This is a genomic window from Poseidonibacter ostreae (assembly GCF_009208075.1).
Lineage (GTDB): Bacteria > Campylobacterota > Campylobacteria > Campylobacterales > Arcobacteraceae > Poseidonibacter > Poseidonibacter ostreae.
On record NZ_WFKJ01000016.1, the window covers coordinates 1 to 18,762 of the forward strand.

Annotated in this window: 14 protein-coding genes and 3 pseudogenes; 7 read left to right on the plus strand and 10 right to left on the minus strand. The window is 25.2% G+C overall.

All coding sequences use genetic code 11. From position 1 onward, the window contains the following. Positions 1-326: 326 nt before the first annotated feature. Positions 327-1,955 (plus strand): DUF262 domain-containing protein, encoded by a 1,629-nt coding sequence (locus GBG18_RS06595; RefSeq protein WP_152189541.1) that lies wholly within the window; start codon positions 327-329, stop codon positions 1,953-1,955. After that, positions 1,945-3,459: an AAA family ATPase gene (locus GBG18_RS06600; protein ID WP_152189542.1), complete on the plus strand. Its 1,515-nt coding sequence runs from the start codon at positions 1,945-1,947 to the stop codon at positions 3,457-3,459. The genes GBG18_RS06595 and GBG18_RS06600 overlap by 11 nt, the downstream gene beginning before the upstream one ends. Before the next feature lie 1,015 nt (positions 3,460-4,474). Here GBG18_RS06600 and GBG18_RS15810 read toward each other — a convergent pair. Together GBG18_RS15810 and GBG18_RS06605 are read right to left on the minus strand one after the other, a co-directional pair. Next, positions 4,475-4,642 (minus strand): annotated as a pseudogene (locus tag GBG18_RS15810) (IS256 family transposase); the annotation flags it as partial. Positions 4,643-4,727: 85 nt separating this feature from the next. Then, positions 4,728-4,988: a helix-turn-helix domain-containing protein gene (locus tag GBG18_RS06605; RefSeq protein WP_152189544.1), complete on the minus strand. Its 261-nt coding sequence runs from the start codon at positions 4,986-4,988 to the stop codon at positions 4,728-4,730. An 80-nt stretch (positions 4,989-5,068) separates the two neighbouring features. Between GBG18_RS06605 and GBG18_RS06610 the strand changes: the two genes are divergently transcribed. Beyond that, a complete protein-coding gene (locus tag GBG18_RS06610) occupies positions 5,069-5,656 on the plus strand; it encodes a hypothetical protein (RefSeq protein ID WP_152189546.1) in 588 nt (195 codons plus the stop codon). A gap of 229 nt (positions 5,657-5,885) precedes the next feature. Here GBG18_RS06610 and GBG18_RS06615 read toward each other — a convergent pair whose 3' ends face one another. From GBG18_RS06615 to GBG18_RS06635, 5 genes are all read right to left on the minus strand, one after another. After that, positions 5,886-8,915: a site-specific integrase gene (locus GBG18_RS06615; protein WP_152189548.1), complete on the minus strand. Its 3,030-nt coding sequence runs from the start codon at positions 8,913-8,915 to the stop codon at positions 5,886-5,888. Then, a complete protein-coding gene (locus tag GBG18_RS06620; RefSeq protein WP_152189549.1) occupies positions 8,905-10,092 on the minus strand; it encodes a hypothetical protein in 1,188 nt (395 codons plus the stop codon). The genes GBG18_RS06615 and GBG18_RS06620 overlap by 11 nt, the downstream gene beginning before the upstream one ends. 185 nt (positions 10,093-10,277) lie before the next feature. Continuing rightward, positions 10,278-10,889, minus strand: a complete 612-nt coding sequence (locus tag GBG18_RS06625; RefSeq protein WP_152189551.1) for a hypothetical protein — start codon at positions 10,887-10,889, stop codon at positions 10,278-10,280. Next, on the minus strand, positions 10,882-12,333 hold the full coding sequence (locus GBG18_RS06630) for a site-specific integrase (protein ID WP_152189553.1): 1,452 nt from the start codon (positions 12,331-12,333) through the stop codon (positions 10,882-10,884). Before GBG18_RS06630 ends, GBG18_RS06625 begins: the two co-directional genes overlap by 8 nt. Positions 12,334-12,398: 65 nt before the next feature. Further along, entirely contained in the window at positions 12,399-13,343 is a 945-nt protein-coding gene (locus GBG18_RS06635; protein ID WP_152189555.1) for a magnesium chelatase domain-containing protein, read from the minus strand. 229 nt (positions 13,344-13,572) lie between these two features. On the opposite strand from GBG18_RS06635, the pseudogene GBG18_RS15815 reads away from it, so the two are divergent. The 4 genes and pseudogenes from GBG18_RS15815 to GBG18_RS06650 all read left to right on the plus strand — a co-directional run. Further along, positions 13,573-14,016: pseudogene (locus tag GBG18_RS15815) on the plus strand (Cache 3/Cache 2 fusion domain-containing protein); the annotation flags it as partial. Positions 14,017-14,766: 750 nt separating this feature from the next. Continuing rightward, positions 14,767-15,327 (plus strand): annotated as a pseudogene (locus tag GBG18_RS15820) (methyl-accepting chemotaxis protein); the annotation flags it as partial. A gap of 15 nt (positions 15,328-15,342) precedes the next feature. Beyond that, positions 15,343-15,738, plus strand: a complete 396-nt coding sequence (locus GBG18_RS06645; RefSeq protein WP_152189559.1) for a PAS domain-containing protein — start codon at positions 15,343-15,345, stop codon at positions 15,736-15,738. A gap of 137 nt (positions 15,739-15,875) precedes the next feature. Next, positions 15,876-16,253 (plus strand): hypothetical protein, encoded by a 378-nt coding sequence (locus GBG18_RS06650; RefSeq protein ID WP_152189561.1) that lies wholly within the window; start codon positions 15,876-15,878, stop codon positions 16,251-16,253. A 20-nt stretch (positions 16,254-16,273) separates the two neighbouring features. Here the strand turns inward: GBG18_RS06650 and def are convergent, their stop codons facing one another. Genes def through tig form a run of 3 tightly spaced genes read right to left on the minus strand, consistent with a single transcriptional unit; the run spans position 16,274 to position 18,704 of the window. Further along, positions 16,274-16,792 carry a peptide deformylase gene (def, locus tag GBG18_RS06655; RefSeq protein WP_152189563.1) on the minus strand — a complete coding sequence of 173 codons (519 nt, stop codon included), beginning with the start codon at positions 16,790-16,792 and terminating at the stop codon, positions 16,274-16,276. Positions 16,793-16,801: 9 nt separating this feature from the next. Next, on the minus strand, positions 16,802-17,386 hold the full coding sequence (gene clpP, locus GBG18_RS06660) for an ATP-dependent Clp endopeptidase proteolytic subunit ClpP (RefSeq protein WP_152189564.1): 585 nt from the start codon (positions 17,384-17,386) through the stop codon (positions 16,802-16,804). Positions 17,387-17,402: 16 nt separating this feature from the next. Beyond that, positions 17,403-18,704, minus strand: coding sequence for a trigger factor (gene tig, locus GBG18_RS06665; RefSeq protein ID WP_152189566.1), 1,302 nt, complete (start codon positions 18,702-18,704; stop codon positions 17,403-17,405). Between the last annotated feature and the right edge of the window lie 58 nt (positions 18,705-18,762).

An 18,762-nucleotide genomic window follows, 5' to 3' on the forward strand; every position in this document is an offset into this window, starting at 1 on the left:
TACAGCTTATAGAACTTTTTACAGTCACTTGTAAATAACCCCTTCTTTACTATTGATATACTGAAGTTTTATGAATATTCAAGGAGTGCGAAATAGCCAATTAAATTTCTTAATTCAACATTAACATAAGGGGCTATTATGAGAATACATTCTTTCTTATAGTTTCTGTAAAATGAATGTTTAAACCTATTATTTTAAATAAGTTAATGTTTTAATTAAAAAATCAATTCTTTTTAGACACGACTTTTGGCATTGTTATAAACTATCATCCTCTAATAAAAAATTAGATACTATTATATTAATAAATAGTAATGGAGTAGTATTTAATGGCATTATCATTAAAAGCTGATGAACAAACAATAAGTAAAGTATTTGGTGAAAGAAAACAATATATAATTCCTCCCTATCAAAGACCATATTCTTGGAAAGAAGATCAATGTACTGAATTATTTTTTGATTTAAAAGAATCATTTGAAGACTTTACTAATCAAAATAAAGATGATGGGTATTTTCTAGGGAATATAGTTATTGCTTCAAGTAAAGAAGATAAAAATAAATTAGAGGTAATTGATGGTCAACAAAGATTAACTACATTAACATTATTAATGAGAGCATTAACTTTTTTTGACAAAACTAATAAAAAGTTGAGAAATGCAATATGGGAATTAGATGATAGAACTGATCAACCTAAAGAGCAAAGATTAGCAACAACTGTATTTGAAGATAAAGACTCTGTATTTTTACAAGAAGCTTTAACTCTTAATTTAGAAGATGAATCTATACAAATTAAGAAGAAAGATAATCAATATAAAAAAAATATTGTTTTCTTTTTTCAAGAATTGAAATGCTTTGATGAAGAATCTATTCAAGAATTTGTAGATTTTTTACTTTATGAAGTATCTTTATTACCTATTCAAACTGAGGGTGTAAGTAAAGATATTGCGAGAGAAAATGCACTAAGAATTTTTGAAACAATTAATGATAGAGGGTTACCTTTATCTGATTCAGATATATTTAAAGCAAAACTTTTTTCAATGGCTTTAGATGATAAAAAAGATGAACAATTTATTAAAGAATGGAAAGAATTAGATGAAGAATGTGAAAGTATAAAGTATTCAATTGATGAAGTTTTTAAAATTTATACACATATTATTAGAGGACAAGAAGAACGTACCAGTCCTGAGGTTAAATTAAGATATTTTTTTACTAGAGAAAGAATTTCTCCTTTTAATAAAAAAAAATATAGTGAAATATTAGAAGATATTTTTTTTATTATTGAATCAGTTAAGCTATTTAAAGATGTAATTCAAAAACCTAATGAATATGGAGAATTAACTAAATGGTTTCAGTTAATAGATGAATACAGTAACCAGTACCCTACATTAGCATTATTTGTTTATTTATATAATAATAGAGATTTAGAATATAAGAAAATAATAGATTTTTGTAAGAGTTTAGTTCGATATTCTTACTATCTTGGTTCAAGTAGCAAAATCCAGTTTTATATATATTCTTTAATTGTTAAAATCTCAAATGATGAATTAGTTCCTTATTACCCACCTGATGTTAAAGAAAGTGACTTTGATTATTTCGGTAGATTGAAAAATGGATATGCATTACTTTCTTTATATTTAGACGAAAAACAAAATGCAATTTTTCCTTATGTCTTTGATAAGATTATAAATTCAAGAGATGAAGTGAATTTAGATGAAAGTTGGAAAGACAAAGATTTTAGTAATTACACAAATACATTAGGAAATATTTTGGTTCTAGATATTCCAAAGAAACATAATATATTGTCAAAGAAGATAAAGTTTCTTGAAAAATCTAAGATTAATCAAATGAAAGAATTAACATTTAAATTAAATGAGTGGTCATATCTAGAGTTTGATATAAGAAATAAAGAACTATTGAATAGAATTATTTCATTTTTTAAGAGACCTAATGAGAATTAATCATTTAACTATTAAAAATATTAAATTTCATAAAAATCTTGATATTAACTTTTCTAAGAATAACTGCTTGATTTATGGAGAAAATGGTACAGGAAAAAGTTCTATTTATTCTGCATTATATTCAATTTTTAAAATTTACTTTAGAAATGAAAACTTTAATTTTAGTAAATATAAAAATAATTCTACAGATGAAGATATTTATATAAAAGTTAATTTAGATAATGAAGAACTATTTTTACCAAATAGTAATTATAATCTACCTGATTCTATTGATAGAGATAATTATAAAACTATATATTTTGCTAATCAAGAGTTATTAGAATCAATTATTTCACATTCTGAAAATTTTTATATTAATTTATATGATAATTTAAAAAAGTATTCTAGTGATTTAAGAAGCTATTGTGAAAAATTTGATGAAATTAACGATACTATAACTTCTGAAAACTATTCAACACATAATGAATTGAGGAAGGAAAATATTGAATCCTTTAAAGAATATTTAACTCACATAAAAAGTTTATCTAATAGTATTATAAAGGATAATTTGAAAGAAAATTTTGAGATAGACTTTGAATATGAATGGGGTATTTCTGATACATTAAATGATTATAAATATCCAACACCAGAAGTAAAACTAAGAATTGATAATATGGATAACTTAAAAACTAATTTTAATGAAGCAAAATTAAAACTTGTGTCTATATCAATTTATTTTGCAATAATTATGTTTCAAGAAGAGGATAGTAACTCTATTAAATTACTAGTGTTAGATGATTTTTTGACAAGTTTAGATATGGCAAATAGAAAATATATTATGGAATATATATTTGAAAATTTTTCGAATTACCAAAAAATTATATTAACTCATAACTTACAATTTTATAATTTAATTATTAGATCTTTAAAAAATAGAAAAGAATATGATACTGATTGGGAAATCAAAAATATATTTATAAGTAATTATTTGTCGCCTCTTGAAAGTAAAATAGTAAGTAAAGATGAAAACTATATTATTAAAGCAGAGGTGAAGCTTTTAGAGGGTGAATATCATATTTGTGGAAATTATCTAAGAAAAGAATTTGAGCGTATAACAAGTGAGTTTGAACAAAAGTTAGAACTTGGTAAAGCTTCAGAATTACAAGTTATAATTGATTCAATTAAATCAAGTGAGGATGGTTACTATTATATAAAACCATATGAATATTTTAAATGTTTAAAAAAACTTTTTAAAGACTTTAAAGAAGTTATAAATAATGGAGATAGTGATCCTATAAAAGTTAGTAAATGTCGAACTTTAATGGGAGGTTTTTCACAAACCCTAATTGACTATGAAAGAGAATTGGAAAAATTGAAAGAAGTTATAAATAAAATAGAATTTTACAAAAATATAGCTTTTAATCCATCTTCTCACAGTGATGAAGAAATAGAATTTTATAGAAAAGAGCTTGAAGATAGTAAAGCATTACTAATTTCATTAAATGAAATATTTGATTCAATTTAATATATAAAGTTTTAAAATCATTTTTTAATTTCAATAATTTTCTTTTGATTGATACTAGTCATCTTTTCTATAGCTTTAATATTTTATATATTATTAAAAATATCTTCTAAGTATAGATACTGTTTTTTTTTATTGATATTTTCATCTATTTTTTCTTTCATTTTATTTGTGAAACATATTATTAGTTTTTTCAAACCTTACAGGAGATAAATTTCCAAGATAACTATGCAATGTTTCTTATAAACTAGAGAATTACTAATCAATCAACAATCTCTTATATTTAGAACATATTCAGCTATTACTAGTTTTCGGTGTTCCACAAAGTGTTCAAAAAGTAAAAACTACAAAGTTCCACAAACTTTAAGAGATTATGGAACAAAAAATTAGTTTTTAAATTCATATAATTAAAGCTTCCTCCCATTTCCCTTCAAAAAAGATGGCCAATTAGAAAGTGATTAACATCGATTAAAAATAGGCATTGATAACTTTTTACTTGCATCTTAATTTTTCCATTTTTTGTAAAGTAAGATAAGGATAGGTAGTGTAGTAGTAATTTGTTAAAGAGTAGGTGTTAATTTGTGTTATAGGGATATCATTCTAATTGGGTGTAGTATGGAAAAAAGATGTTGAAAGCACTTATATTCATATTAGAAATAATACTAATAATAGTTAAAATTGCCTTACTCTTTGTAGATTAATCTATTAAGAGAAGGCTACTGTGATTCAAGATTATGTTTACGGTTGAGTATTGGTGACACAATACGCTAGTTGGGAAAGATTCCCTAGAAATATTCTTGCTTTTTTAATTTTAATCTTTTAATAATTCAATCTTGATTAAGTAGATATTAGGAATTTACATCTTTAATATAAAACCTACCTTACAGTATATTGAGTTCTAAGAGCTTTACATTTATATCTTCTAATACTTTTTCCTGATTTTGAAGTAGTATTAATACTACAACTGTATAGCTATTAGTACTGATACTACTACCCTAAATAGGACATAGAATAAAAAAGTCTTTGAAGATTTACTATTTTTACGATTACTAATCTCTGTAGATAAATGAGATTCAAGTTCAGCTTCGAGAACTGCTTCCCTAAGTTGTTTAATCAGTGGAGCAAGTACTCCTTTTTGCCATCAATTCCTTGCACCTTATTTTATGAGTTCAAGTGCCTCGTACATATTGAATTGTTGTTTGATAAGTCATTCCTTTAGAATTTAATATTCTATCAGTTTGACACAAAATTTTGAACACTCCCGAAACTACTTATTTTATAATGATTTCTGTAAAGAACTCATTTAAATCAACCTCTAATACATTAGCAATTTTTACTAAATGCTCAATATTAAAATGTTTATTTTGAAGGCAAAGTTCAGAATTTGATATAACTCCTACTGCTTTATGACCAATTAACAATGCTAAACTTAACTGGCTTATTTTATTTTCTTCCCTAATTCTTTTTACATTTTTTCCTATTCTTTTATAAATTTCTTTCATTTGTTCATCTGATATTGTGCAATTTTCCATTTTATACATACCTATCGTTAGTTTAATCTAAGTATATTTTTAATAGAATAACTTATCAACTATCTATGGTTAGGTGTAAAATGCAAATTGAACGTTTAGAAGAAAGAAAAGAAACCTTAAAAGAGGTAAAAAGAAAATTAACTCAAGTAATTTTACCTCAAATAAAAAGTAATACTAAGGCTCATTTTGGAATTAGAAACTTTCGAAATGAATTAACTAATGAAATATATACGCTTGAGTCAAATATAAAGATATTACTTAATCAACCAGATAAATATATGAATCTAAAAATTAGTAATAGTATAATGAAAAAGATAATTGATTTAAACAATACGATACCAAGTATGACTCTTCTAGTTTTTCTAGAATTTATTCTAGACTTATCTAAGGATTTATTATTTTCAGAATTGTTAACTGAAATTGCTAATATCGAAATAAATGAAAAAACTGAACTGCTTTTAAATCAAACAGATTTTTATGTTTGTAAAAAGAAAGATGAAAAAGAAGATAAAGTGATTGTTTATAAGATAGATGATTTAATTGTTTTTGAAGATGGAAAACATCTTAATTTAGAACATTTCGAACACTACAGCTTCAATAATTATAATTTTCTTTTTTCCTCTAAGTATACTTTACTAGATATAAAAAAATTTAAAAATATTTGGTAACACTATTTTTAATTAAAGAATCATTAATATAGTTTCAAAATAATATCTTTACTATCTAATTTTCTCTAGTATATAAAATTGATGATTTAATTATTAAGAATGGAATAAAATATTTAGATTTAAGTAGATTTATTGATTATTCTTTTAATAATATAAATTGTATATTATCAGATAAATATACATTAAAAAAAATTTGGTACTTTAATTCATAAATATTTTGATTCCTTTATTACTTCAGTAGTTTAATTACTTTTGATGATAATGTTGATTCATTTACATAAGTGATAAAAGTATTTATTATTTTTTCCTTATCCATTAGGTTATTGTAGAAAACATCTTTAGGAATCTCATCTAATAAAATTAGTTCTAATATTTTTTTATAAACTTCCTCAATTGCAAATTTAGTGTCAAGATTTTTTTCATCATTTTTCTTTGAACTCTTATATATCTCCAATTGTGCATTATAAAATGGAATATGGTCATATTTGATTAGTGAGAAATTATTAATCGCAGGTAGGTTGTTATTCTTATGCTCATCCTCTTGTATATAACTATAAATTATATTATTAAATAATTCTATTATTCTAGTATATCCATAGTTTTGAGCTAATAGTAAGTTAAGCTCTTCCTCATATAGAACTGCTTCATTGTGATTTAAGTTCTCGTTGATTAAATTGTCTTCTATTATTCTATAATATTCGGTGATTCTTGTTGATAACTGCATTATCTTTGAATTAATTGAATCAATAAAAATAGGACCTGTTATAAAATAAGGGCAAATAGAACAACAATTGATTAATGATTCTGGGCAGTTTAGTGCACTTGTGCATATTCCAGTAGTAAGGTCTTGCCAGAAAATCGGAGATAATGTCGTTGATAGTATATCTTTATTCTTTTCTACATATTTTTTATTTTTAGATAAAATATAAGGAGAAAAAAAGAGGTCCTTTTTTTCTAAGATTTTTATTATTTTATTTTTATCCTCTAGATGGTATTTCCTTAAATTCTTCATTATGTCTCTTGCTGTAGACCTTGTATTATCATCTTTTTGTCCAAATTTCTCTAATATATTTGTTTCCATATCTTCTCTAATTGATAATTTTGAAAGAAAATTAAAATCAATATATACCTGAAGAACTGTAGAATGTCCGGTGTGTCCACTCAGTTTTAATATAAATTCAAATACTTTTCCTTGTTTCACTAAATATGTAATATTAGTCTTTCTGAGAGAATGAGGACCATAATGTTCTGAGGAGAAATATTTTTTAATATTACCCAATGTTAAATTATCAATACTTTTAAACTCAAATAAATTATTCTTAAAATATTCTTTTCCACTATCTGTTAATTGAAGATAATAATTTATTTCTTCATTTGAGTAACCTAATTCAAATAATGCTTTAAGTAATACTTTATAATAATATCCTGTATATATTTCTATTGTAATAAAACCGATTGCACTATTTCTACAAAGGATTGGTTCAATCTTCCCCCAATTTGTATTTTCTTTTCTTAATAAAGGTTTTAATGATGGAAAACTATTTTTCGAATGGTCTATTGTTTCATTAAGTAATTCCATAACATCAATAGAATCATACTTATCATCTTCAAAATAGAAAACATTATCAATAAATTCTCTTTCTATTTGAAAATCATTATCTTGATTTTTATCAGTAGTAATTTGCCAAGCTATAATATTATTTTTTTCATCTTTAACTAAAAAATTATTTCTATCCATTGATATAATGTGCTCAGTTCTCCATGGTAGACATAAATGAGTAAATAACATTATTGGTAACTGAGGTTCCACAGTATCAAAATGTTTCCAGATTTTATTTTTTTGTTCAAAATTTGTTTTAATATAGTAGTTATCACGGGGAGGATTATATAAACATATTTTTTTCATTTGATGAATAATCCTTTTATCGAATGCTAATCTTGCTATAGCTCTTTTTTTGGGTTTAAAATCAAGTTTTACTAGATGACTTTTTGGATATGAGCCAGCATATTTATCAGAACTCTCAATTACTTGAAAAACTATTAATTGTAATTTTTGTTGAACTGATTTCCCTGAATTTGAATTTTTAAGATATTTTAAAAAACCTGAGTTTATTTCATTTTCAAAATTACTTCTATCTATGATTGATGTAGCAAAAAAAAACCTTAACTTTTCAAATGTTATTTCCTTCATAGTATTAGTAAGATATTGTAGAAAAAGAACTATTAGTTTAGTAAGCTTTATTTCTTGAGGGGAACTCTTTTTATTTGAAAAATATTTTGCAAATAAATCAAGTAAATATTCATCAACCTCAGTTGTTTTTGATAAAATTTCTAATGGAGTCAATTTTATTTCATTTGCAAGTCGTTTCGTCTCATATATATTTAATGCTCCCTGCCATGACAATATTTTTCTTATTGGGTTTTCATTATCTTCAGTCATCTTATTTGATTTAGTTGAGTTCTTTAGATTCAAAAAAACTTTTGAAATATCTGCATTTGTAATATTAATTAATTCATCATTATTTCCATTAACTAGGTAAGAAAATCTTAAATAGAATATATATTTTGCTTTATTATTACTTTTAAGTTCATTATCTATCAAATGGCTTTGTTTAGGTTTAGTTAAAAAGAAATGTGTCTTTTGAAAGAATTCTAAAATTTTTAAATTAGTAGCATTAAAAAAAAATGCATCAGTAGAATAAATATAAATAGAAGGAATTAAGGCATATCCCTTTCCTGCAAGAAAAAGAAAGAAACACAAATACAATTTTTTTTGTGAATTTTCCTTTTTTATACTTTCATCTTTTGTAGAGATTAGTTCCAATATTAAAGTATAATCAATTGTTGTATCATTTAATTTAAAATCACTTTCTTTCAAGTCATAAAATGCAACTGATGAGCCATAATATTCTTTTTTGAAACTTTTCCAATTAATTAAAGCATTGTTTTTTTCTTTATTTAAAATTAAAATTGTATTGCTATAAGTATTTAAGGGAGGTAATTTATCTACATAATCAATTCTAAAGTTTTGTTTTCGTCCAGTTAAAAATTTATGTTTAGGTTTAATGCTCTTTTCTGATAATTCTTCATTAAAACAATCTTCCCATAGTTCTTTCATTGATGTGTCTGTTAGAATATTTTTATCAATGTCTTTTTCTTTCAAATATTCAATGAACAGTTTGTTTTTTTTACTGATAATTAAATCTGAATAACCTAAGTTAGTAAGTTCATCTAAAATATCTTTTTTTTTATAACCCAAAACATCTTCTCCATTGTAAATTTAAATCATCGATATCATAATCATTTAAAATATAAATTTTATTTTTCCTGCAATATTCTGCAAATATTATAAGAAACTCTTTTCTTGAATTTATAGACAAATTATCAATATCTTTAAGTTTTGGAACTTTCAATGATTTATCATTAGTAATAAATATATCAGAATAATATTTCTTCATATACTTAACAATTAATAAAGCGTTCCCTTCTTTAATCTTTTGCATATACAATATTTGATAAATTTCAATAACTTGATTCTTTGATATATTACTATCATGGTTTAATGAAATAAAATTACTATTACAATATTCTCTTATTTCAAGATACGTATTTTCATTATCTCCTATTTTATTTGCATTAAAAAATTTCGAAAAATTATTACGTAAATCAAGTAATATATTTTGAGTTTGGTTAATATTAAAATATTTCTGATTGAAAATTTTATTTAATATAAAAAGTAGTTGGGAAATAATAGAATTATCATTAAATAAGATATTATTATCTATAATAAAATTAATTAACTTTATTCTATCCTCATAATTTAAATTATCAATCTCTTTCATTGCTTCAAGATGTATTGATGCATCTGTACTTGTTATCTTCTCATTAAACAGTATATTCCAATGTTCTACAATATAGGAGATATTGATTTTTTTATTATTAAAAATATCTTTCATCTTTCTATAATAAACTAATGTTTCTATTCTTTGTTTTTCAATTTTCTTTTTTAAAAAAATGTATCTCTTCATAAATTTAGATAAATCAACTTCTTTATTATGAGGGTAGGAATAATTATGTAAATGATAGGAAGGGCTAGGGTAATATGCACCCACATATTTTTTAAATAATAAGAACCAATGATGAATAATTATCCGTTTTGAGGATATTAAGTTTTTCTCTAAATAAATATTATTTAAAGCACAAAAGTAAGCTATTCTCTCATATTCGAATTCACATATAGCCTCTTCCTTATACCAAATAGAATTTGATTTAATGATTTTCATATAGTAATTTGCTTTAGTCATAGTTATTTTTTCTTCAAAATAATAATACCAAGAATCAATAAAATCTTTTTCTCCTTGAATTGATTCACAATGAAACTTTATATCATAAAAGTTACAATACATAATAAAAATTTTTTGTTTTCTTCTAACCAAAGTAGAATTACTTATAAAAAAACTAACCTTTTTTTTTTGTAAAGACTTTAATATTAGTTCTAATAGTTCATTATTAGGCTTATTGTTATAATAAATTTCCCAAAATATGGAAATCTGTTTTCGAGCTAAAGGTAAAGGACTAAATAAAATTCCTTCATCTTTACAAAATTTGATGAATTTATATATCAAAGAGTTTTCCATTCTTTTTCTGTAAATTCAAATCTATCATCTTCTTTCTGTGAATAAGACTTGATAATGACATTTTTTTCATTTTTATTTATGATTAGGGGACCTTTTTCTAATAATACATTAATAATTCCAATGATTTCAATAGATTTTTCTAAATCCATTTTATTCTCATTATGGTTAATGTTTTTAGTTTTAAAAAGTTTTTCTAACCTCTGTATTTCAAGTTTATTATCTAAATATAATTTCTCAAAAAGTTTTTTCTCATCTAATAGTTCTAAATAATCTTGTGTTATCATGTCAAATTTATCACGAAGATTAAATTGATTCATTTCTTCAATGTTTTTAGGAGCTATTGTTTTTTTTGTTTGTTCTTTTTTAAATGTATCAACTATTAGTTTATATTTAGAATTACGCATAATTGATTGTTCATCTACTAAATATTTATTTTCGATTTTTCTTTTTTTTGCTATCTTTACTATTTTTTCTTTAATTTTTAATGCAGTAATATTTTCTTTTTTATTTATTAATAATCTACATGCTTCAGTTATTAAGTCAATTACAATTAATGTTCTTTTTTCTTGAAACTTTTTTACACCATCATTAGCCATTTCTTTTCCTTTCAAAATAATTATTTACAAGTGAAAGTGAATTTATAAAATATTCTTCTAAATTAATTGACTTACCATTTGTTATTTTCTCCATATATAGTAATCTAGATTTTTTCCGTAGAGTGAAATAAGATAATATAGCACTTTCACTACTATGTCCTAATCCAAATTGACATAAACTTCTTAATTCCATTAATGATATTTCTAAACTAGTTGTTGATAAATCAGCCCACATAATTGCATACATATGTCTTAAGCTATGAAGTCCTCTAACTTTTTCTAGTTGACTTATAAGGTAATTATATTCATTGTCAATTTTTTCTTTTTCTTCACTTAATTTATTTTCTCTTTTATTTTTCCAATCATTTTCAGTTTTTATTATTAATTTTTTTATTTTTGTTTTGAATATTCTATATGATTCATTTGTTGTCAGAACTTTTCCACTTTTTGTATTGAATACAAAAGGATGTTTATTATGATATGGATTGCCTTTTTTGACATCTTTTAAAACATGAAAAAAAACTTTTTTATATGAAGGATTAATCCATAAAAGTTCACTATATTGTAGAGGAATGGGATATTTTGATGCAAGTGATTGGTATGGTTCTTCTTCCATATTAATATCATATTTTTCTTTTAACAGTTTAAATCTACTTACAGTACCTAATGGCCCAGTTTCATCAGATAATGGGTCAACAATATAAACTTCTTTAGTTTCATAATTATAATCGTCTCTTGTTAATGATAATGCTTGACCTATTCTAGCTCCTGCACATCCACATAGCAAATAAATTGCTTGTTCCCTAGGAGAACTTATTTCTAATAACTCTGAGAATAATTCAGGAGGAAAATACGTATCAAGCATACTAGAATCTCTATTACTTTTTATATTTTTTAAAATATTAACTTTTGCTCCTAAAAGTTGAGAAAGGATAGGATTCATCATTAATCCATACCCTCCACCTTTACCTTTTAATGAACGCATTTTTAATAATTTCCAATCAATTTCTTCCTTAAATAAAGATGGTATATCCTTAATATTTTGTTCTTTCAAATAGTTTAAATACCATTGTATAGCTCTCATGTAAATATTTATTGTATTGATTTTTAATGGTTTTAACTTCATAACTACATAATCATCTTTAACTATATCAATCTTATCTAATTTAATAGTTCTCTTTGTTCTAATGATTAATCCTAATCTTAAATCTTCTCTAAATCTATCTAGATACTCATATAATGATTCTAAAATATTTTGTTTTACATATACATAATAATGTAAAAATATATCTAAAGCTCTTCCATATATTTCTCTAGAATTTTTTGTTGTATTACATCTTCTTTTTAAATAAATCATCCATTTTTGAACATATTTATCTACCCACCATTCCCCCTCAATATTTATAGCGACTTGATAGATCCCTGTTTCAATTTCATATTTCATTTATTACTCATATGCTTTTATTCTATCTTATAAAAAAGTAAATTAGTATTGTATTAAATACATATTTACTTAATACAATATATATTATTACTTAAGGCAATTTCTCCAATTTTAGCATTCGCACTTCCTCCACCAAAAATAGATGACTTAGTAGAACTATGATGTGGATTTCTAAAAACTCTTAAAGCTGAAAATTCTATGTTTTTATAATCTAAAGATTGTAATTTTGCTTTTTCTAATATCTCATCTAAACTCATTGGAGGAAGTATATATCTTATTCTTTTAGAAATCATGCTCTTGCCACATCCAGGACTTCCTTCAAACATAAGGTTGTGATTTCCAGCTGCACAAATTAGTGCTGCAAACTTCGCATTATCTTGACCTATTACATCAGAAAAGTCATCGAAATAAGTATTTTCATAATAATATATCTTACTCTTAATTTCAATTTTTTTTGCATTTAATTCTTTAGAATGATATCTATACTTATCCTTACTCTCGTTATCCTCTTTACTAAAAAATTCAATTGCTTCACTTATATTCTTTACAATATAAATTTCTACATTTGGTATATTTGAAATCTTTTGTGCACTATCTTCACATACTAAGATTTTCATTTTTTCACTATTTTTTGCTAAAGATAAAACTAAAGGGAAGATTGTACTTGTATCCTTTATACTTCCATCAAGTCCAAGCTCTCCAAAGACAAAAAAACCAGAGAATACATCTTTTTTTATATCATATAAGGCAATTTGCAAAGCAATAGCTAAATCAAAATGAGTACCTTTTTTTTTAATATCAGAAGGAGATAGATTTACAGTAATTTTTAGTGGTGGAAACTTATAGTCATTCATTAGCAATGCAGACTTTACTCTATCTTTTGATTCTTGAATGCTTGTTGATATTAAACCAACAATTGTAAAAGATGGCAAGCCTTTTGTAAAAGTTGATTCTACATTTATGCTTAATGCATCAATTCCATCTAATGAAGCAGAATTTATAATTTTCAAAGATATCCTTTTAAATAATATTTTAAATTATATCTAAATATTAGTTTTTTATAAATAGAATGATTATTTTTATAAAAATACTAAAATATATAGAAAATATGACATATTTTACAATTTAATAATAATCCAACTCTTATAAAATACAATATTAATAAATTAAATAATACAATAAAGCTAATTTTAATAAAAGGGAAGTTTAATGAACACTAATAAAAAATTATTCTTAAACATGTTATTAGCACAAATTGGATTTATATTATTAATTGTTGTATCTTATTTTACAGCTACTACAAACATTAAAAATATAATGCAAAAAGATATAAATTCTATTGCCAACTCAATTGAGCAAATGGTTAATCTTTTTGCAGAACAAAATCCTAAAGGTTACGAAGATAATGCATTTAAAAATGCAATTAAAGCTATTAGTATTGGTAAAACAGGCTATGTTTATATATTAGATGAAAATGCTACTTTAATAGTACACCCTAAAAAAGAGGGAAAAAGTTTAGCTGGTCAATCTTATGCAGATAAAATCCGAACTGACAAAAAAGGCGGATTACTTTCATATACTTCAGTAACAACAGGACAAGAAAAAATTGTTGCATATAGATATATTCCTAAGTGGAATATGTGGATAGCTCCGGGAGTTAATAAAGCTGATTATTTAGATGATGTAAATAACGAGTTTTTCATATATATTATTGGATTAGGTCTGATTTTTATGATAATACAAGCAGTAATCTCATTTATTATAATAAAAAATATTTCTTCAGGAATAGCCTTATATAATAGTTATTTTAAAGAGTTCTTAAACTTTATTTCACTGAAACAAAATAAACTAGCAAAAGTTATACCAAAAGAAAATAATGAATTTGCAAAAATGATTAATCAAATCAATAATGTATCTGATGATTTTGACTGTAGGTATAAAAATGATATGAAAGTTATTGGAGAGATAGTTTTAACACTTGATAAAGTTGAACAAGGGATTTTTAAATGTAGAGTAAAAGCAACAACTGAAAATCCAATGATTAGTACTCTTAGAAAAACTATCAATGAAATGCTTGAAACTTTAGAAAATAATATGATTGAATTAGAAAAAGTAACAAATGCATATGCAAATGATGACTTTAAAGAGAAGATTACAATTTCACCTAGATTAAAAGCTAGATTATTATCAGTTATGCAAGGTGTAAATATATTAGGAGATTCATTAAGTAAAAGTGCAAAAATAAACTTATCAAATGGACAAACATTAGAAGCTAATGCATCAACAATGAAAAACTCTATGCATAACTTAGCTTCTAAAGCAAATGAACAAGCTGCATCTCTTGAAGAAACATCAGCTGCAGTTGAAGAGATTACATCAATCACTAGAAACAATGCACAAAATGCAAGTAAAATGGCTACTTTAGGACAAACAGTAACAACAGCTGTTACTGATGGTCAAAATCTTGCAACTAAAACAGCTGCTTCTATGGAAGAAATCAATACAAAAGTCACATCAATAAATGAAGCAATTACAGTAATTGATCAAATTGCATTTCAAACAAATATTCTTTCATTAAATGCAGCAGTTGAAGCTGCTACTGCTGGTGAAGCAGGAAAAGGTTTTGCTGTTGTTGCTGCAGAAGTTAGAAACCTTGCAAGTAGATCTGCTGAAGCTGCTAAAGAAATTAAAGACTTAGTAGAAGATGCAAACTCAAAAGCAAATGAAGGTAAAAAAATCTCTGATGATATGATTAAAGGTTATGAAAACTTAAATTTACAAATTCAAGAAACAATTCAAATTATCGAAGATGTAAGTAGTTCATCAAAAGAACAGATGACAGGAATTGAACAAATTAATGATGCAATTACTATGTTAGATAGAGTAACTCAAGAAAATGCGAGTGAATCAACACAAATCACTAATATTTCAAGTGAAGTATCAAAAATGGCACATAATTTAGTTGCAGATGCACAAAGTAAACAATTTAATTAAAAGAAAGGATTTAACATGGCAGCAGGACAAGAAACAGTTTTAGATGACTATTCATTTTTAGTAAGTGAAACTGATGCAAAAGGAACAATCCTTTTTGCTAATAGTGATTTTTGTAAAATTGCAGGTTATACATTAGAAGAACTTATGGGTAGACCTCATAATATGGTAAGACATAAGGATATGCCTAAAAAAGCATTTAAATCACTTTGGGAAACAGTTCAAAGTGGTAATATTTGGACAGGTTATGTAAAAAATGCAACAAAAGATGGTGGTTTTTATTGGGTTTTTGCAACAGTTTATCCTTTTGAATCTTGTGATGGAGGTAATGGCTTTTTATCATGTAGAAGAAAAGCTACTCCAGATGAAATTGCAGCTGCTGAAAAACTTTACAAGCAGTGGAATAATGAATAATAAGAGTAGTTAAAAGCTACTCTTATTTTATCTTCTTTAACTTTTTTACTTTCTTCTATGTTTTTAATATCAATACAATCTACAAAAAGGTATAAATATACTTTATAAATTCAATTTTAATTTACGGAGTATAATATATGAAATTAATTTCATGTCCAGAATGTGAAAATCAAATACTAGAAAGAATGGGAACAATTTGTCCAAAATGTGGACATACCGTTGGATATTTTAATGAAAGTGAAAAAAGACCTAAGTATGGTAAATTCTTTGCCTTAAGTGTATTTTTACCTTTTTTATCATTTTTAATTATAATTATCTCATCTATAAATAAGATATCTTTTATTTTTGGAGTAATCTTCTTTTTATATGTTGCATATAAATCTTGCCCATATTTACATAAAGAGTTATTTATTACAAAATTTGAAGGTATATTTTTTTGGGGAGTTTGGATATTAGTAAATTCTTTACTTTTATCAATGATATATAATGTGCTTAATAAGTTAGCACTAGTTTAAAAAGTAGAAAAAATATTAATTTATTTTTTCTGCTCTTTTAGTCTTTTTTTCCACTCTTTTTCAAACTTTTTTCTTTTTAAAAAAGATAAATGTTCAATAAATAAATGACCAGCTAAATGTTCCATTTCATGTTGCCAAGCAACTGCTAGAAAATCTTCTGCTTCCATAGTTTGCTTTTCACCATTTCTGTTAAAGTATTCAACAACAATATGCTGAGCTCTTGTAACATCTTCAGTAAAACCTGGAACACTTAAACATCCTTCAGTAAAGACTTGTTCTCCATCTTTATGTGTTACGACTGGATTAATAGCTTCTATTAAGTTATCTTTATTTTGAACATCTTCTTCATCTGGCAAGCAAATGATTAAAATATTTAAAGGAATAGCAACTTGAATAGCAGCAAGACCAACGCCTGTTTGATTAATCATTGTTTCATACATATCATCTAAAAGAGTGTGGAGTTCTTCATCGAACTTCACAACATCTTCAGATTTAACACGAAGTAATTTATGTGGATAAGTTATAACTTCTCTAACCATAGTTTTTTACTACTTATGCTTTGCTATAACTTCATCAATAAGACCATAATCACAAGCTTCTTGTGCACTCATAAAGTTATCTCTATCTGTATCTTTTTCAACTTTTTCAATATCTTGACCAGTTTGTTCTGCAATCATTGCATTTAAACCATCTTTCATTCTTTGAATCTCTTTAGCTTGAATTTGAATATCAGTAGCTTGACCTTGAGCTCCACCTAAAGGTTGGTGAATCATGATTCTAGAGTTTGGAAGAGAATATCTCTTACCCTTAACTCCAGAAGATAATAAAAACGCACCCATAGATGCAGCTTGGCCTATACAAATAGTACAAACATCAGGTTTAATATAATTCATAGTGTCATATATAGACATTCCACTAGTAATTACTCCACCTGGAGAGTTTATATAAAGGTAGATATCTTTATCTGGATCTTCAGCTTCTAAGAAAAGTAATTGAGCAACAATTGTTGATGCTACTTGATCATTAACTTCTCCACTTAACATGATGATTCTATCTTTTAGAAGTCTAGAGTAAATATCGTAAGATCTTTCTCCTCTTCCGCTTTTTTCAACTACATATGGTATATAACTCATTGTTTATCCTAAAGGTTTATTTTCCTAATTTTTCGTCTAATAATTTAGTAATAACTTTTTCTTCAATCATTGACATTTTAATTGCTGGTAAGTATCCTGCATCTTGATATTGTTTTAATACATCTTGAGGATTTTGTCCCATTTGCATTGCTTCATAATATAAAACTTGAGAAACTTCTTGATCACTTACATCAACGCTTTCAGCTTTTGCTAATGCATCAACAATAAATGTAGCTTTAACAGAATTTTGTGCATCTTCTCTTAATTCTTCTCTCATTTCTTCAACTTTTGCAGCATCTTCTTGTAAAGCTTTAATTTCGTCTTCACTTAATGATCTTACTTTATTATTTAAAGCTTGATTAATTTCTTGATCAACTACAGTTGCTGGTAATGCAAACTCAACTTTTTCAACTAAAGTTTCTAAATATGCAGGTTTTAATTCTTCTCTGTAATATTTATTTTTAGCTTCAGCTTTCATTTGCTCTTCAAGTTTTTCTTTTAACATTTCAAGAGTTGCGTTTTCTTCACCTTGTAACATTTTAGCAGCGAATTCATCATTTAATTCAGCAGCAGCTTTTTCTTGAATTTCATGTAAAGTTACTTTAAATACAGCTTCTTTACCAGCTAAATCTTTTGATTGGTACTCTTCTGGGAAAGTAACAGTAATATCTTTTTGCTCTTCATATTTCATACCAATGATTTGCTCTTCAAAACCTGGGATAAATGAACCTGAACCTACATGTAAAGCGAATTTTTCAGCTTTTCCACCTTCAAATGCAACACCATCAACAAAACCTTCAAAATCAATTAAAGCGTGATCTTGATCTTTTACCATTCTTTTTCTAGCAATTTTAGTTAAAGGAGCAGATTGTTTAGCCATTTCTTCTAATTTTGCATCGATTTCTTTTGCATCAACTGCTTTATCTTCAACTTCTGGTAATAATGATTTATAATCACCTAAGTCAACTGCTGGTTTACAAGCTACAGATACTTCAATATCAATTGAACCATCTTCTTTTTTATCAAATTTAGAAATTGAAGGCTCACCTACTAAATCTTCATTTGCAATGTTTAATTCTTTTAAACCATTTGCTAATACAGCTCTTAATGCTTCACCTTCAGCATCTTCTGTTAATTTGTCAGCATATCTTGCTTTAACAACAGCAACAGGTACTTTACCTTTTCTAAAACCTTGAATATCCATAGTTTTAGCAGCTTGTTTAGCTACTTTGTCTAAGTTAGTTTCAATTGTCTCTTTTGCGATTGTTGCAGATATAACTGCATTTGCTTCGTCAACTTTTTTTGCGTTAAATTCCATCAAATTTACTCCGATTGTTATAATTTTAATCGTGATTTTATCTAAAAATTAATAAAGC

Coding starts and splice junctions, on each gene's coding strand:
- GBG18_RS06595 (WP_152189541.1), top strand. CDS start 327: ATGGCATTATCATTAAAAGCTGATGAACAAACAATAAGTAAAGTATTT.
- GBG18_RS06600 (WP_152189542.1), top strand. CDS start 1,945: ATGAGAATTAATCATTTAACTATTAAAAATATTAAATTTCATAAAAAT.
- GBG18_RS06605 (WP_152189544.1), bottom strand. CDS start 4,988: ATGGAAAATTGCACAATATCAGATGAACAAATGAAAGAAATTTATAAA.
- GBG18_RS06610 (WP_152189546.1), top strand. CDS start 5,069: ATGCAAATTGAACGTTTAGAAGAAAGAAAAGAAACCTTAAAAGAGGTA.
- GBG18_RS06625 (WP_152189551.1), bottom strand. CDS start 10,889: ATGGCTAATGATGGTGTAAAAAAGTTTCAAGAAAAAAGAACATTAATT.
- GBG18_RS06630 (WP_152189553.1), bottom strand. CDS start 12,333: ATGAAATATGAAATTGAAACAGGGATCTATCAAGTCGCTATAAATATT.
- GBG18_RS06645 (WP_152189559.1), top strand. CDS start 15,343: ATGGCAGCAGGACAAGAAACAGTTTTAGATGACTATTCATTTTTAGTA.
- GBG18_RS06650 (WP_152189561.1), top strand. CDS start 15,876: ATGAAATTAATTTCATGTCCAGAATGTGAAAATCAAATACTAGAAAGA.
- def (WP_152189563.1), bottom strand. CDS start 16,792: ATGGTTAGAGAAGTTATAACTTATCCACATAAATTACTTCGTGTTAAA.
- clpP (WP_152189564.1), bottom strand. CDS start 17,386: ATGAGTTATATACCATATGTAGTTGAAAAAAGCGGAAGAGGAGAAAGA.
- tig (WP_152189566.1), bottom strand. CDS start 18,704: ATGGAATTTAACGCAAAAAAAGTTGACGAAGCAAATGCAGTTATATCT.